This is a genomic window from Algoriphagus algorifonticola (genome assembly GCF_007655305.1).
In the GTDB taxonomy this organism is placed as follows: domain Bacteria; phylum Bacteroidota; class Bacteroidia; order Cytophagales; family Cyclobacteriaceae; genus Algoriphagus; species Algoriphagus algorifonticola.
The window spans coordinates 1-14394 of the sequence record NZ_VLOG01000035.1 but is presented as its reverse complement, the minus strand read 5'-3'; the positions used below and the strand labels follow the sequence as shown (position 1 = coordinate 14394).

Annotated in this window: 11 protein-coding genes; 1 reads left to right on the top strand and 10 read right to left on the bottom strand. The window is 37.4% G+C overall.

All coding sequences use genetic code 11. The features are described 5' to 3' along the window. Window positions 1–87 precede the first annotated feature (87 nt). The 3 genes from FL972_RS07605 to FL972_RS07595 all read right to left on the bottom strand — a co-directional run bounded on the left by FL972_RS07605 (window position 88) and on the right by FL972_RS07595 (window position 1910). Window positions 88–864, bottom strand: a complete 777-nt coding sequence (locus FL972_RS07605) for an ABC transporter permease (protein ID WP_144604477.1) — start codon at window positions 862–864, stop codon at window positions 88–90. 120 nt (window positions 865–984) lie between these two features. Beyond that, window positions 985–1491 (bottom strand): winged helix-turn-helix domain-containing protein, encoded by a 507-nt coding sequence (locus FL972_RS07600; protein WP_144604475.1) that lies wholly within the window; start codon window positions 1489–1491, stop codon window positions 985–987. A 65-nt stretch (window positions 1492–1556) separates the two neighbouring features. Then, complete coding sequence (locus tag FL972_RS07595) at window positions 1557–1910, bottom strand: four helix bundle protein (protein ID WP_144604473.1); 354 nt, start codon at window positions 1908–1910, stop codon at window positions 1557–1559. A 369-nt stretch (window positions 1911–2279) separates the two neighbouring features. Here FL972_RS07595 and FL972_RS07590 point away from each other — a divergent pair, with 369 nt between their 5' ends. Next, a complete protein-coding gene (locus tag FL972_RS07590; RefSeq protein WP_144604471.1) occupies window positions 2280–3650 on the top strand; it encodes a hypothetical protein in 1371 nt (456 codons plus the stop codon). On the opposite strand, the gene FL972_RS07585 is transcribed toward FL972_RS07590, so the two are convergent. The 7 genes from FL972_RS07585 to FL972_RS07555 form a co-directional block, all read right to left on the bottom strand. Continuing rightward, window positions 3611–4777, bottom strand: coding sequence for a hypothetical protein (locus FL972_RS07585; protein WP_144604469.1), 1167 nt, complete (start codon window positions 4775–4777; stop codon window positions 3611–3613). The genes FL972_RS07590 and FL972_RS07585 overlap by 40 nt on opposite strands. Next, complete coding sequence (locus tag FL972_RS07580) at window positions 4774–6258, bottom strand: hypothetical protein (RefSeq protein WP_144604467.1); 1485 nt, start codon at window positions 6256–6258, stop codon at window positions 4774–4776. The genes FL972_RS07585 and FL972_RS07580 overlap by 4 nt, the downstream gene beginning before the upstream one ends. 246 nt (window positions 6259–6504) lie before the next feature. Further along, window positions 6505–8046 (bottom strand): hypothetical protein, encoded by a 1542-nt coding sequence (locus tag FL972_RS07575; RefSeq protein WP_144604465.1) that lies wholly within the window; start codon window positions 8044–8046, stop codon window positions 6505–6507. Between the two features lie 1356 nt (window positions 8047–9402). Further along, window positions 9403–11853, bottom strand: a complete 2451-nt coding sequence (locus FL972_RS07570; protein ID WP_144604463.1) for a leucine-rich repeat domain-containing protein — start codon at window positions 11851–11853, stop codon at window positions 9403–9405. Further along, the gene (locus FL972_RS07565; RefSeq protein WP_144604461.1) at window positions 11840–12679 is read right to left on the bottom strand and encodes a hypothetical protein; all 840 of its coding nucleotides are present in this window, start codon (window positions 12677–12679) and stop codon (window positions 11840–11842) included. The genes FL972_RS07570 and FL972_RS07565 overlap by 14 nt, the downstream gene beginning before the upstream one ends. After that, complete coding sequence (locus FL972_RS07560) at window positions 12676–13254, bottom strand: hypothetical protein (RefSeq protein ID WP_091654750.1); 579 nt, start codon at window positions 13252–13254, stop codon at window positions 12676–12678. Before FL972_RS07560 ends, FL972_RS07565 begins: the two co-directional genes overlap by 4 nt. Window positions 13255–13363: 109 nt before the next feature. Continuing rightward, window positions 13364–13834 carry a nucleoid-structuring protein H-NS gene (locus tag FL972_RS07555; RefSeq protein ID WP_144604459.1) on the bottom strand — a complete coding sequence of 157 codons (471 nt, stop codon included), beginning with the start codon at window positions 13832–13834 and terminating at the stop codon, window positions 13364–13366. Window positions 13835–14394 lie beyond the last annotated feature (560 nt).

Here is a 14394-nt window from a genome sequence, read left to right as displayed (position 1 = left end):
CTGTGTCGCCGCGAGAAATTATGAGACTGCTTCGCTTCATTCGCAGTGACGTAACTGCTTACTACCAACCGCTCACTGCCAACTGAATCAAGCCACATCCGCAAAAATCCTCTCCATCCTTCTAAAATAAAACATTCCAAATACAAAGAATACGATAGCTACCAAACTTCCCGGCCAGATCCATTCCCAGGGCATGGGACGGTTTAGAAAAGCTGCCCGAAAACCCTCTATTACTCCTACCATAGGATTTAATACGTAGTAACTTCTATATTCTTCCGGAACTGCGGTAGTACTATATACTACTGGAGCGGCATACAGGAGGAGCTGTACCAAAAAAGTCAGCGCATGCTTCACATCTCTGTATTTTACAGCTAAAGCAGAAAGAAACATCCCTATTCCCAAACTGCAAAACAGGAGCTGGACTATCAATAATGGCAACCATAACACTCCCCAACCAGGAACTTGCCTGAAATAAATCAAAAAGCCAATGACTACTACAAAGGCAATCAAAAAATCAAGAAGCTTAGACAATAAAGCAGACAAAGGCAATACCATTCTGGGGAAATAAACCTTAGTAATCATATTGGCATTTTGAATCAAAGAGTTGGCTGATTCGGTAAGCGTTCCTGAAAAATAATTCCAAGGCCAAAGAGCCAAGTATGAAAACAATATGTAGGGCATCCCATCGGAATCTACATTGGCCAGGTTGCCAAAAACCAAGGTAAAAACCAGCGTCGTGAATAAGGGTTGAATGATCGCCCAGGAAACCCCAAGAATAGACTGTGCATATCGGGCTTTGATTCCTCTCAATGTAAGGAAATACAAGAGATCTTTGTATCTCCACAATTCTTTGAAATCCACCATCTTCCAGCCGGAGGAGGGTTCGATTACTTTGTAATGAGGATTAGGTGAGGACAAGGCTTGGAGTTTAAAGTTTAAAGTGAAGAGTTTTTAAAGTTTAAAGTGAAGAGTTTAAAGTTTTTTTTAGGCTCCGTACACTAGTATTCCGGCAATATTACCTGGGTCTTCATCGAGAATAGATACCTCGACTTTTCTTTGGACTTTTTCGTAGGTTTTGTTTTTGATGAAATTCAAATAGTTCTGGTCCAGATTCTTTCCTATCAGAATCATATTGACAGTTCCTGAGTCTATGCCATGAGCATAATCTCCAATGATATAGGCTTTTTCAACCTCACCCATTCTTTTGACTATCCGTTCCATGAGGTCATCCAAGCCTAAGAATTTGGAAACCATGTTTTTGATCTCAGCGAAAAATGGGTGCTGCTTATTTGCCTTGTATACTTTGGTCTTTCCTTCCTCTTCAGCAACTAAAAGCCCTGCCTCTGTCAGGCGGTTGAGCTCTACCCTGACAGAATTGGTGGATTCATCAAAATCCTTGGCCAGAGAGCGCAAGTATCCTGAATTTTGGTGGGAAAAGAATTTGAGCAGGAGCTTAATTCTTGTTTTGGAAGTAACCAGGGATTCTAACAAAAATAAGTTTAAAGGTTAAAGTGAAGAGTTTAAAGTTGGAATGCGTGGAAAAACCCTATTCGTACTCAGGATAAATTAGATCTGGATTTTTTAATTATTGAGTTTAAAATCAAAATAATCTCTTCTATTTCCTTTGATATGTATTCATAAGAAGGAAAATCTAACAGAAGTTCCTTCCTATTAAATAATCTAATCCAATACCTAGTCTCTCTTGCCTCTTTATTAGCAATTGTAAGTTTATTGATAAAATCTGCTTTAGAATGCGCTGCTTGAGCCTCTTCGACATTTGCTCCTATTGAGGTTCCTGATTTTACTAATTGTTCAGAGAGCTTATAATGTCCTTTTTCTCTTAATATGAAATATGCATCTAGGATAATTACTGCAAAATCGAAAGTCCTGTCTTGAATATTTTTTTTCATGTAAAAATTATTTAGCTAGAAAAACTTAAAAAAGAACATTAGTTCTCAAACTGCTTTTACAGAAAGTAAGTCGAAAAGGTTTAAGCCAAAATGGAGTTTTTTTTCAACATCAACGGCTTAACCCACTTTAAACTCTAAATTTTAAACTTTAGAAAGCTTCGCCCTTTCAGTCCCGTTTTTCAGGATTTCCAAATGGAGGGCAGATCAACGGCGGAGTTTTCAACCCGATGAAAATTTGAGTTAAACTGAGTAAAAAAATTACTCACTAACAAATTTATGGGAATGCCTTAATTTTCCAAGTGTTTTGAAAAACTGCCTATTGAATCTTCAAAAAGTAACTTAATTTGGAAAAATCTTAAGTATAAAAAAATGCTCCATTGGAATAAGAATTATGTAAAGTTGCTTTATCTGGCTATTGGAGGGCTGATTTTAGTTTATGCTTATTTTTTTTCCTTGATGGGTTTGGAAAACAAGCCCTATTATGGAGATGAGTTTTTTTATATGAAAAATGCAGAGTCCTACACTGTAACGGGAAGTTTAAAAGCTTCCTTTACCTACAGTGGTAAAGGTTCAAAGATAGGCGAATTTGATGCGCATGGGCCGGCATATCCCCTGCTTTACGGTGGTGTAGGGAAAGTTTTCGGATATGATTACCTCCTTATTTCAAAAGTAAATCTGGCTATTCTTTTATTGAGTTTATTTCTTTTGATTCTTTCTAACCAAAAGCTAACAACTAGACTTTTTCAGATAATACTTATTCTAAGTTCTCCCTTTACCCTGTTTTACGCTGTCAGCCTTTTACCGGAGTTGATTCATTTAGGCGGAGCAATTATTCTTTATTATCTCTACGAAAACTATCATCAATCCCATAAAGAAAGAGATTTATGGGTTTTAGTGAGTTTTATCCTGTTGCTAGGACTATTTAGAAGTACCTGGCTCTTTGCGCTCATTGGGCTGTTTCCTTTTCTGTGGAATGGCAGGAGGTCCTTAGTATTACTGCTGATTTTCAGTATTCCTAGTTTAACTTGGCTTTTACAAACCAATTTTCATGAAGGAGTGGTCAATGTTTTCTCAGAGATCCAATATTGGTTTGGAGAAGGAAAATGGAGCATTTTATTGGAGACCATATTTTTCAACATCAAACGGAATATTTATTTTCTTTTTACTTATTCAGAAGGCACTTTTTATGCTATTTGGAAAATCTGGCTCTTTGCCTCCTTCATACTAGGTTTTTTTCTATTTGCTAAAGATAAATTGGTTTTTTCGGGGATAGTGATGCTTGCAGTTACATTCCTATTCACCTTGGTTTTTTATAAATTTTACAAATGGACAGAATGGAGAATGATGCTCCCTCTGACTGTTTTTTTGAATCTGAGAATGATCTCCGTATTTCCTTCCCAGTACTATTATAAAGCATTGCTTATAATCAATGGTTTAGCTTTCCTTTTCCTAATTCCTTTTCAATACGAGCTAATTTATCTCAGAAAAAATCATCAAACACAGGATATTCCTAGGGATCTAGTAAGCCATATTAAAACGCTTGAACAGCCACTCGTTCAAATCGATACCTTGGCTCTCACAGGGTTTGCTTTGGAGCAATTACCGGTAGCCAATCAAAAAGGGGAAGTGATCCGCTACATTCTCCCTTATTATGAAATGGAGCTAAAAAAAGCTAGTCATTTTTTGGAAATCCAAGAAGGTCAGCTGATGATGCGTTCAAAAAATATCCGCAGCCAATAAGCGAAGCCAAATACAACTTGGATACTGAAAATCGAAGCAAATATTTTGATGCGGAAAGGGGATTTTTCATTCTTTTCCTGATGCTCTTTTAGCACGATGAGCAACATACTTAAATTATGGAGGTATAGCGCAACTGGTATTTGCCAATAAAAATTTCCATGATACTCTCTATAACCGGTTTCAGCTAAGAGGAAATAAATCAAAATCGCTAGGAGTAAAGTCCAAAATGAAAAACTGAAAAACCTATTTTCAAATGCTTTTCTCCTCCAAAAAATCAAAAAGCATAAAGTAAGAGGGATACTGCTTAAAAGATCATAAAAGGGTTCATTGCTATAATGAAACCAAATTTTGAAGGGTTCCAAAACCACCCTAGGAATATCCTCTTGTGAATAGTAATTGACCACCATAGGATCCCACTGAAAGATCAATATTTTTTCTATCCAGATAAGAAGCAATGAAAAAACACTTAAGCAGACGGCTAAGATGAATGGCTGGGATGGACGTCGAAGCAAGTAAAACGTGTAGCAAAGGAAGACTGGTAAATAACAAAATAGAAAACTGGGCTTGATCAATAAAATAGTTACTACTAAGAGGCATATGTTAAGAAATGCCCGATTGCTGTAATTTTCCCACCAAGATAGAGTTTGCTTAACTAAAAGTAAGCAAAAGGGGAAAGCTGCAATGATGGTTGAATTGTGCCAGATGATTTGACTGAATTTTCCTAAATACCAGTATTCTCTATCAATGGAAGGGATCACAATGGGGCCTAAAAAGAAAAACAAAAAGGCAAGAAGATAAGATGTCTGAATGCCTAGAGATGAAGATTCAAAAATCCATTTGACTGTAATTCTAAATTTCCACCATAAAAATCCTGTCATTAACAGAATGGAACTTACCAAAAACTGAAATTTATAGCTGATCAAAAGATCTAATAGATAGAGTAGAAAATAATAACCTGGAGGGATTGGAAAATAGCCGTTTTCCAGATACTCGATCAGGAAGAAATTATGGATCTTAATATCAACTCCATAGGGCACAAATTTGATCATAAAGGTCAAAGTGGCCAGTATTAACCCCATCATCAGGATATCGAATACCCAAAGATTTTTTTTCAACCAAAGTCTCATTTCGGGCATTTAATAATGATGAAATGATTGAATTCCTCCACCTGATAGTTGCAATTCTTGAAATAGCCAAGATTACTTTCATATGTATTCACATCTATCAAATAGGCTCTGTCTGAATTTTCTGTATTGAGAAAAAAGTGCTCATATAAGCTAGCCCAACCCATGATTTTAAAAGGCAATGGAGATTCAAAAATCAGTTCCAGGTAGTATTTATTCTCTCCGGCAATTATAATTTCGTCGAAGCCATTCCTCTTCAATTCATTCAATTTCTCTTGAAGCTCAGTTCCGGAGGAAATATTATGATGACTTAGGCTGAAAGAATAGCAATGAAAAATAATGACTATGGACAGGATAGATTGGAAAATCAGAAAAGGCCATTTCTGAAATACACCATCTTCCCTATCGAGCAGCATCAAGGTGAAGAATAAAAGAAACAGGAGAATATATATCTGAATTTTTATCAAATAGAACGGCGCTAAAACTATCAATCCCAACAAGATCACCAAGAAAAGTTTTAGCCCCTTTTTTAAATTAGTGAATAGGGTGAAAAGCAGAAAGATCCCCATCAAGGCTAAGACGAAGCGTTCGTTTTGGATAAAAGTTTCAACTGATTTTTGATAGAAAGAAAAAGAAAGGGCTTCCCACCTTAAATCATCCAACATTTGCTTCCACTCAATTAGTTTTTCCTGCGTCAACTGATTTTCTGAAAAATCAATTAGGCCGTTAGAAAAATAATAGAGTTCTGGTTCGGAGTTGATAAACCTATCCTTTTCCAATTGCAAGAATGGATGATCAAAAACCTGGGAGCGAAGCTGGTTGTGTTCAATAAAGTCTTGGAGTGGTTCAGACTTTGGCCAAAGAAAAGTTATTCCCTGAAATAACAGAACAAAAATCAACGGGTAAAGTGTAGCCAGCATCCATGCTTTTTGATGTGACAAAATGAGGAAATAAAGAAAAGAGGCTGCCAAAAGTAAAATTGCGACTTCAGGCCTGATAAGAAATCCTACAATAATTAAAATGTCTGAGAGCATCCAATAATTACCAGAATGGTCGTGTAGCTTTTTCTTTGAAATCCTATTTGCCAGTCCAGCACAAACGCAAAGAGATGCAATGATAGAAAACTGAAGAAAAAAGCTGAAATGAATTAGAATAGCGAAGGCAAATAGGAAGAAAACTATTTTCATTCTCTTGGCAACAAACTCACGCTCTATCACCTGTAAAAGAGTGAAATAGGCAAAATAGGCCAAGGCAAACCAAAAGACTGGATACCAAGGAATCTGAGGGCAAAGGGAATAGAGTTTGGCTAATGCAAAGCTTAAAATGGGATGGATAAAAACCGCATAAGTTTCTGGTTTACCTGTATAGGCTCCAGAAACCAGCCACATCATCAGTTCATCGTCATTTACCTGAAACCTCCAAGGCAAAAAAGCTATCATGATTAAGGCTAGTGCGCCCAGAATACTCCAATAGCTTTTTTTCATGGTTTTGGTTATTATTAAATCTGGTTATCTGCAATCATGCCAGTTGCCTTATTTCTTTGCTTGACCGGTTGGAAGACCGGTGACCGAAGACCCAGCCACGGCAGGCGAAGCTTCCGGATTCTGATCCTTTTAGCAGATAATAAGCAGTATTTTTGATGATACTGATAAAAAGAATATGGCTTAGTATTAGTAATAATCTCCTAATAATGGCAAGATGGTCGAAATTTATTAATGCAAGTTAAGGAATCAGTTTTGGGATTGCTTTTGAAATATGTAAATAGGTCTTGATTGGTAAGAGCCTATGTAGGTTTTTTCCATATTTTGTAAGTCTGGAATATGGCCAGATAGTTCAGAATGACAAAAAATCACAGGATATCCCTTTTCAAAATTAATTAGCGTGTTCAATTGACTCGGATCCCAAACCATGGCCTGACCTGGGGTATTTTTCCCCAATAAGTATGCTAATCCTGGATTTCGGAAGAAGGCCTGTACACTATCTTCTCCATCCAACTCCACCCGCAATTTCTCCAAAATTTCAACTAATGAGCTATCCAAAAACAATCCGGAGTTGCCGGGGATTTTCCAATAGCTTTTGGAGTCAAAGAGAGGGGATTGCTCAAAAGGTTGAAATACCAGGCCATTAATTATCCAAATGAAGGAAAGGATACTCAATCCCACTAACATTTGATTTCTTCTCTTGGATAAAATCACTATCAGAAGCAACCAAAAAACTGCGTAGTGAATGCCTATTCTCAACCAGTATACATTACTTCCGAAATGAAGTATGAATGGAAGAAGGGATAATATGAGAATACAAGGTAACTGAGCTGAAGAAATTTTCCCAAAGCCAGTATACAGCCTATGAATGACAAATAAGAAAAGGATCAATAAAAATAGATGATTCCATTCCTGTGTGATGTGAGTTTGGTAAGCTACCAATAGGAAAGTCAAGCAGGATAAAATCACTAGAAATGGCTTCAACTTCGATTTATTATTCAAGAGTTTCACAAGGAAAAAACCGATGGAGCTGATACCTAGCCAAAAGACCCCAACAAGTGGGGACTTTATTAAATCAAGCAAATTATAATGAGGCCTTTCTAATTGATTTCCAAGTGTATCAGACAATCTTAAAACAGCATTTTCCTGAAAAAGGGACAAGAATAGAAGTTCAAATACAAGAAGAGGCAACAGGATCAGCAACCATTTCCAAGACAATGATTCTTGGTAAAATAATGTGATGTAGGTGATACCAAATAAAAGGATGGCCGTGGGAAATTTGACATAGAAAATCAATGCCAGAGAAATGCCAATCAAAAGGTATTTATAAGGTTTTTGATGAGGTTTGGACAAAATTGCCAGCCAGACACTTGTAAGAGTAACATTCAAAGAGTTGTAGGAAAGTGTCTGCGGGAGAAAGGCATACCCAAGACAAATTCCTATAAAGATGAAGGAGAAAATTTGCCAGCTGACTTTTTTATGGGCAAAGTAATTTTTAAAAAATACAGCCAAACTCCAAGCTGCGATCAGGTAGCAAAGCAAACGGAGAAGTCTTAACTGAATAAGTGAAAATTTGAATTCAGTTAAGCTGAATATCAGTTTGAAAAATAAATCATAATTAAATACCGCCTGAGGGTTTGGTTGCAAAGGATCCGCAAGGAAGGCATACAAACCTTCATCAGAAATATCAAATCCAATGAAAGCAGCTCCGATCAGGGTCAATGAAAGAAGAATAGCTTTCGCATAGAGTAAGGTATTTATATTACTGAATCTAAAGGATTGAGTGAGCATCGAAAGCAAAATGGAATATTGAAACGGAAAAACAAATCTGGAAAGAAAGATTTTAAAGGTTAGATACTTTCAAAGAAAGTAGCAGTCTGCAAAAGTATGGTAGCTAGGCTAAATGGAAAGGAAATTTTCTTCTGACATTTTTCTTGATGTTTAGCCTTGGAGATTAAAGGAGTTAGTCGAGAGTTATCGATTTTAACCCCTTAGGAATCAGTTGCGAAACCTATTTTTTTAAAGATTTGATATCAGAAAACCAAAAATACCAAGGACCTAAAAGCATGTATGATTGAGTCTATTGTTTCAAAATGAATAATTTTGACAATTGATATTATTATACAAATTATTTGAAATGTATAAAAATGTGGAAAACTTTTAGCTCTAAAGCATAAAAAATACCCTGTACAGGGTATTTATTTTTGAAAGACAAACTCTACCTTTGGAATAGGGTGATTAAGCAGCTTTTCTCCTAGTTTTTTCTAGAAAATTATTAAGGGACTTTTTTTCAAACTTTTTATTCCCTTAATCCCTTTCGTAAGAGAGGCAAATAATCGAAAATCCTTTCCAAAAAGTGGGAGGGATTTTCTTTTTTTAAGCTGTTCCTATCATTGGATTTGTCATCCGGACAAACCCTCCAAGGTTTTGCCATAAAGTGGGAATGGATATTTATATCAACACCACAACTCAAGAAATCTTATGGAGGGTTGATTTAAGGTTTCCTCTCCGTCTTGCTGGCATTGAACTACCGTTTCCAATTTGAGATTAAGGGCCAGCGCTGGGGAAGGGATCGGTGTACCAAGATCCGTGGGTTAAAACCCACGGCTATTTAATCGTCCGCTCCTTTGGAGCTTTTGCCATGGGTACGACTGGAGGTCTATCTCCTAAGCTGCTCGAGATTTGTAATCTCGAGCTCTTATCGTAGGATTTGTAATCCGGACAAACCCTCCAAGGTTTTGCCATAAAGTGGGAATGGATATTATTTATACCATCTCCTCAATTCAAAAAATATTATGGAGGGTTGATTTAAGGTTTCCTCTCCGTCTTGCTGGCATTGAACTACCGTTTCCAATTTGAGATTAAGGGCCAGCGCTGGGTAAATAATTGATCGCATCTATACCCCGAGTTGCACTCGGGCCTGCGCGCCTCAGGCGTGGCTATTGAAGAGTTCAAGCCTTTCAGGCTTTTGATGAGATTAAATTTTTGAATTTAATGCCTTAAATCCGAGCAGGATCAATTCCCCCTTTTTAAAGGGGGCAAGGGGGATTTTTCTAAAAACCCTCCAAAGGATAGTTAGAAAAATGAAGGAGGTATTTTTCCAGTGATTTTTTCAAATTAGAAAACCTTTGGAGGGTTCATGTCCATTTAATAAAACCTGACCTCACAATCAGGGACTTTTTCTTTGAAGCGATCCACTGCCCTACTGTTAAGCCTGGTATTGAAGCAACTTAACTTTTTCAAATTGCTCAATCCTTCTATTGGCCTTAAGGAACGTAAATTGGTACTTGCCACATCTAATTCCTGCAAATTGATCAAAGGTTCGAGCCCTCTCAATACTTTCAAATTTGTTCCAGAAAGATTTAGCTTTTTTAAATTACTTAAAGCTCCAAGTGGTTCTAAATCCTCTATTCCTGTATTGGAAATATCCAAACTCTCCAATTCAAACAAGCTCGAAATAGGAAGAAAATCTACTACAGGAGCCTGGGAAATTTTCAAGTTTGTCAAGAGCGTCATCTCAGAAATCGGAGCAATGGTTGACAGTGGCGCATCGAAAATACTGAGCGATCTAAGGTTTACAAATGCCGTCAAAGGCCTGATATCCTCTATCCCCGTTCTGTCTAATTGCAAATAGGATTTGGCAGTCAAATTATGTAATTGCTCAACACTTGGATTTTCAGGCATTCCAAACTCTCTTCTAAAGATATCTTTCCAAAGCTGCGGTAATTCGGACCACCAATTTTCCAGGAACTGCACCCTATAAATCAGCGTCAAATCCGGTTTTTTCAACAATACCTCAGGAACCTCCTCAGCAAATATGGCTGACCTATTGACATTCAAATAAGAAATTTCCGGAAGTCCCACTATAGGCAAAATACTTTCTATAGGACTTTCGCTGAAATCCAGTCTTTTGATCTTTGTATTGTTCCTAATTGGACTCAAATCTTTAACCAAGGTATTTTGACCCTTAATCTCTTCCAAAGTATTTACCTCACTCAAAGGAAGAAGGTCAGAAATAGGATTATCGGAAAAATCGATTTTTCTCAATTTGACAAAGCGAGTCACAGGCAGCAAGCTTTCAATACCTGCACTGGACAAATCCAACTCTTCCAATCCAATGGTAGTAGTTAAAATCTCTACATTAGGCTGGTCTGATTGAATTCTTGGATTTGCCTGTTTTAGTCTTGCTTTCCATGCATCTGATAAACCAGCCCACCAAGATTCCAAATCCTTCACATGGTGGATTAACAATACATTAGGGTTGTTTCTGATAAAATTATCAGCAGAAATTACAGAAAGTCTGGTCTCGTCTGCTAAAACTTTTTCCAAATTAGACTTGCCATTCAGCACAGAAATGTCTGCTATTTCAGTTCCGGTCAGGTCCACCAATTCTAGTTGATCCAAATTGATCAAAGGTGTCAAATCCTGAATATTGGTTCCAGCAAGATTCAGCGTTTTCAGAGATTTCAATTCTGCCAATTGAGCAAAATTCACCAAATAATTTTTACTGAGATTCAAATGCTCTAATTTATTGAGTGCCTTGATGTTTTCAGTGTTGTTGAAGCCACTTTCAGTCAAATCTAGGGATCGGAGGCTATCAAACTCATTGAGTACCGCAAAGCTCAAGATCGGGGTCTTTTCCAGCTTCAAACTCTTCAGGGATTTCAAATTTTTCAGATCACTGATATTTTGAATTCTGGTATTAGAAATATCCAGATGCTTGAGCCTATCTGAATATTTGATAAACTGAATATCTGAGGTCGGAGTATTGGATACATTGAGGTATTCCAAAAATGTCACATTGGAGATTGGACCTAAAGCTCTGATTTTGGTATTACTTAGATCAACATATTTCAAGTCTCTCAATGCTTCTAAAGGTCTCAAGTTAAGCAATGAGTCTGTCCCTGAAATATCCAAGGAATCGATGGAAACGAATTTATACAAATGATCCAAGCCTATTGAGTCAAAAGCTCCAATTTTGAATCTTCCTCTGAAATATGATTTCCAGGCTGGGTTTAAGCTTTGCCACCATTCATTCAGCTCTTGATCTCTGCTGAGTTTGGTGGTATACATACTGACGATTTTAAGCTCTTGGCTTTTGTTGTCTAGATTGACCTCTACAAAGCGGGGCTTAGTATTGGCAATCTTCTTTCCATCCTTGGAAGTCGCCGTGATCGTTCTATCCAGAGAAACCACAAAAAACACCTGACCATTCTCTTTCTGGGATGGTTTAACCTCACGGATTTTAAATTTGAAATTCACATCCTTGAAAAAGAACTCAATATCTTTCATATAGGCAGTGACATCTTTATTGGTCACTACCATTCGGTCTTGAAGCAAGTCATCTTCTACTTGTACAATCCCATCTCTAAAGATCTTTAAATAACTCTCCCGGATAATTACATCTTTGTCCCGAGCCGAAGTTTCGGATGAGCCAATAGTATTCAGAAGATATTCCAAGAATCGAACCTGATCCTCCACTTTGGAAGAAAAATCGTCCAATTCCTGTTTGGAATAGCCTTTTACTGTCTGGGAAAAACTCTGCTGAGCTCCAAACAAAAAAATAAGAAGAAAGATGATACTATTACTTCTGATCATAGATATACTGTTGAATCGTCTCTTTATCTCCAGGATTTAATTTGACGAGATTGGAGATCAACCAACCGGTGTTGAAGCCAGGTCGGTTAAATTGAGATACTTCGAAATACCAACCTTCAATTTGAAAGAAGTGAAACTTCACCTCATTAACGGTTGAGAAACGAAGATTATTTTGCTTCATTTCATACAGGAACAGGGTTAAATAATCCGGATGAAATGATTTGCCGGTAAAAGCTTCAGGCATTTTGGAATCCTGAAAGGCTCTTCTGAGATTCATAAAGCCCAATTCATGAGAAAGAGGATGTAGAAAATCTTTCTCATCTCCAACGGGCTTGTTAAATAGGTTTTTGAAAGGGGGGAAACTTACAGCATCAATGACCCATTCGTAGCCCAATCCTTCCGGCTGTAATTTCAAAATCAAGGTTACTTTTTCGCGCTTTCCTTTGAAGATAAATTCAGCCTGTACTTCTGAAAACCATCCTGTTCTGTGAAAATTCAGATACTGGGGATATCCATCAGATAGAACGGTATTGATAAATTGTGTTTTCAGTTCTTTCGACACAGAGCTGGTCTGATTGTCAAATAAAATCTGAATAAATCCTTGCCTTAAGGGGCTATTGTGATAAAGAGAATCTCCGGGATAAAATCGGGTATTTCCGTCCGGTGATTCTTCAGCATTGAACCTTCTGAAAAATTGATTGAGTTGTTTGGTAGAAGCGGCGAATCGGCCGTCATCTTTGATTGTTCCGCCAGAGCCAATGCCCTGGGCGGAAACAATCGAAATGTTTGCGAGGAGAATCGCAAGGGTAATTAAGGTAAATCTCATGCGGAGGTTTCTGTCACTCTCACATCACCCAGCATTACGTCCCAGAACTCGATGGTTCTACCAGCGATTTGAGTCTGTTTTTTCTCAACGTAAATAGTGATGTCCTTTTTTGTGGTGTCTTTGTAATTCATTCCTGTTTCGATAGAAGTACCTTCGAATCTTTGGAAGATGGTAATCACACCTACATAACGGCCATCAGGCTGTCTTTCCAAGTCGGAGATGTACTGGATATCGTACCAAGTGATATTTACACGGTCATAGTTCAAGGCCATCAAACGCTCGAAGTATCTTCTTACTTTATAGTAAGCGATTTCGTTGGAGTTGATGCTGGAAACACCCATTTCAGCTCCTGGAGCGAATAATTCTTCAGCTCTGTCCATTACACGGTTTGCTTCAGAAAACTGAGTTTCTTTGCTTCCGATGATGGCGATGTATTTACTAAGGTCTTTTACTTTCTCCAAAGCCAAAGAATCAATAGCCTGCTTTCTAGAAGGGCTAATATCTTCTGACTGAGCTAGAGCTACTACAGAGCTCGCAAGGAAAAGGCCAAGAAAGAGTATTAATTTATTTTTCATTGGTATATCATTTTTTCTAAATGGCCACAAGAAACCATACAAGCTCTGTTCTTATAGATAAGAGACAAATTCATGCTTGATTTCATGCTGATTGATTTTCTTAGGATGGTTATTTTCTTCTCAGTTCAAGTTCTGAAACTTTACCATTGGCATCCAAACGGATATCAGAGATGTAGTTCAGATTCTTTTTAGTATCCTTTAAGTACTCAAGATACTTACGGATAGTAGTAGGTTCATCATAATCTTTGATTCCGTTTTCTTCGTGAATTACGATCAAAACCGGTGTTTGCTGATTAGAGAACATCGCCAAGGTCTGTTCGATGGACTGGTTAGCCATAGATGCGTTAGATGCTCCTGCTACAGAGTTGAAAGCACTTTCCAGTTTTTGGGCAGCAACTTCTTCGGCAGAAGGCTGAGCTGGTGCAGGAGGAGGGGTTTCTTGTACGCGCTCTACAGGAGCTGGAGTTGGTTCTGGCTGTACTGCTTTCTTTTTGGACTTACAAGCACCCACAGCAAGCAACGCAACCAATGCGAACATTAAGGAGCGATTGAGCGAAAATGAGATAAACTTTTCTTTCATTTTAGGGATTGGATTAAGATTTATTTGGTTTTGGATAATTCTTTGGTTTTCGTCCTTTCGATTCGAATTACAGGACAAAGTAAATAAAAACAGATGATTAACTTGCAATGCTTATTCCAAAAGGAAGAATGCTTTTGTCAAATTTTATTAAACCTCTGTTAGCGGTAAAATGCCGCAAATTCAAGTGGGATTAGTAAATGTATTTCCCATAGGCTTCATTACTTTATAAGGTGAATTCACTCTACTTTTTTTTAAGCAGTGATCTTGATTGAAGGCTATTACGCTAAGTCTGAAAATAGGTTGAAAAAAGATGAAAGATTTTCGATGTTTTTACTCAAAAACTTTATAAAACTATATTTTTTCGGACCTAAAGATTGTTTATACCCCAAAAATACCCTGTAGAGGGTATTTTTTTTGGTACCAAAAGTGGGGAACTTTACCTCAGTGTTAAGTTTTAATCAGGCTATGCCTTCAAAAGAGCTCGTAGATTCTACGGGCTTTTTTTTCTGAAAGAGAAAAACCAGAAAGTGGCCTATTTAGCCATTTTCAGAACTGATAGG

Coding starts and splice junctions, on each gene's coding strand:
- FL972_RS07605 (WP_144604477.1), bottom strand. CDS start 864: ATGGTGGATTTCAAAGAATTGTGGAGATACAAAGATCTCTTGTATTTC.
- FL972_RS07565 (WP_144604461.1), bottom strand. CDS start 12,679: ATGAGATTTACCTTAATTACCCTTGCGATTCTCCTCGCAAACATTTCG.
- FL972_RS07555 (WP_144604459.1), bottom strand. CDS start 13,834: ATGAAAGAAAAGTTTATCTCATTTTCGCTCAATCGCTCCTTAATGTTC.
- FL972_RS07590 (WP_144604471.1), top strand. CDS start 2,280: ATGCTCCATTGGAATAAGAATTATGTAAAGTTGCTTTATCTGGCTATT.
- FL972_RS07575 (WP_144604465.1), bottom strand. CDS start 8,046: ATGCTCACTCAATCCTTTAGATTCAGTAATATAAATACCTTACTCTAT.
- FL972_RS07560 (WP_091654750.1), bottom strand. CDS start 13,254: ATGAAAAATAAATTAATACTCTTTCTTGGCCTTTTCCTTGCGAGCTCT.
- FL972_RS07580 (WP_144604467.1), bottom strand. CDS start 6,258: ATGAAAAAAAGCTATTGGAGTATTCTGGGCGCACTAGCCTTAATCATG.
- FL972_RS07595 (WP_144604473.1), bottom strand. CDS start 1,910: ATGAAAAAAAATATTCAAGACAGGACTTTCGATTTTGCAGTAATTATC.
- FL972_RS07570 (WP_144604463.1), bottom strand. CDS start 11,853: ATGATCAGAAGTAATAGTATCATCTTTCTTCTTATTTTTTTGTTTGGA.
- FL972_RS07585 (WP_144604469.1), bottom strand. CDS start 4,777: ATGAGACTTTGGTTGAAAAAAAATCTTTGGGTATTCGATATCCTGATG.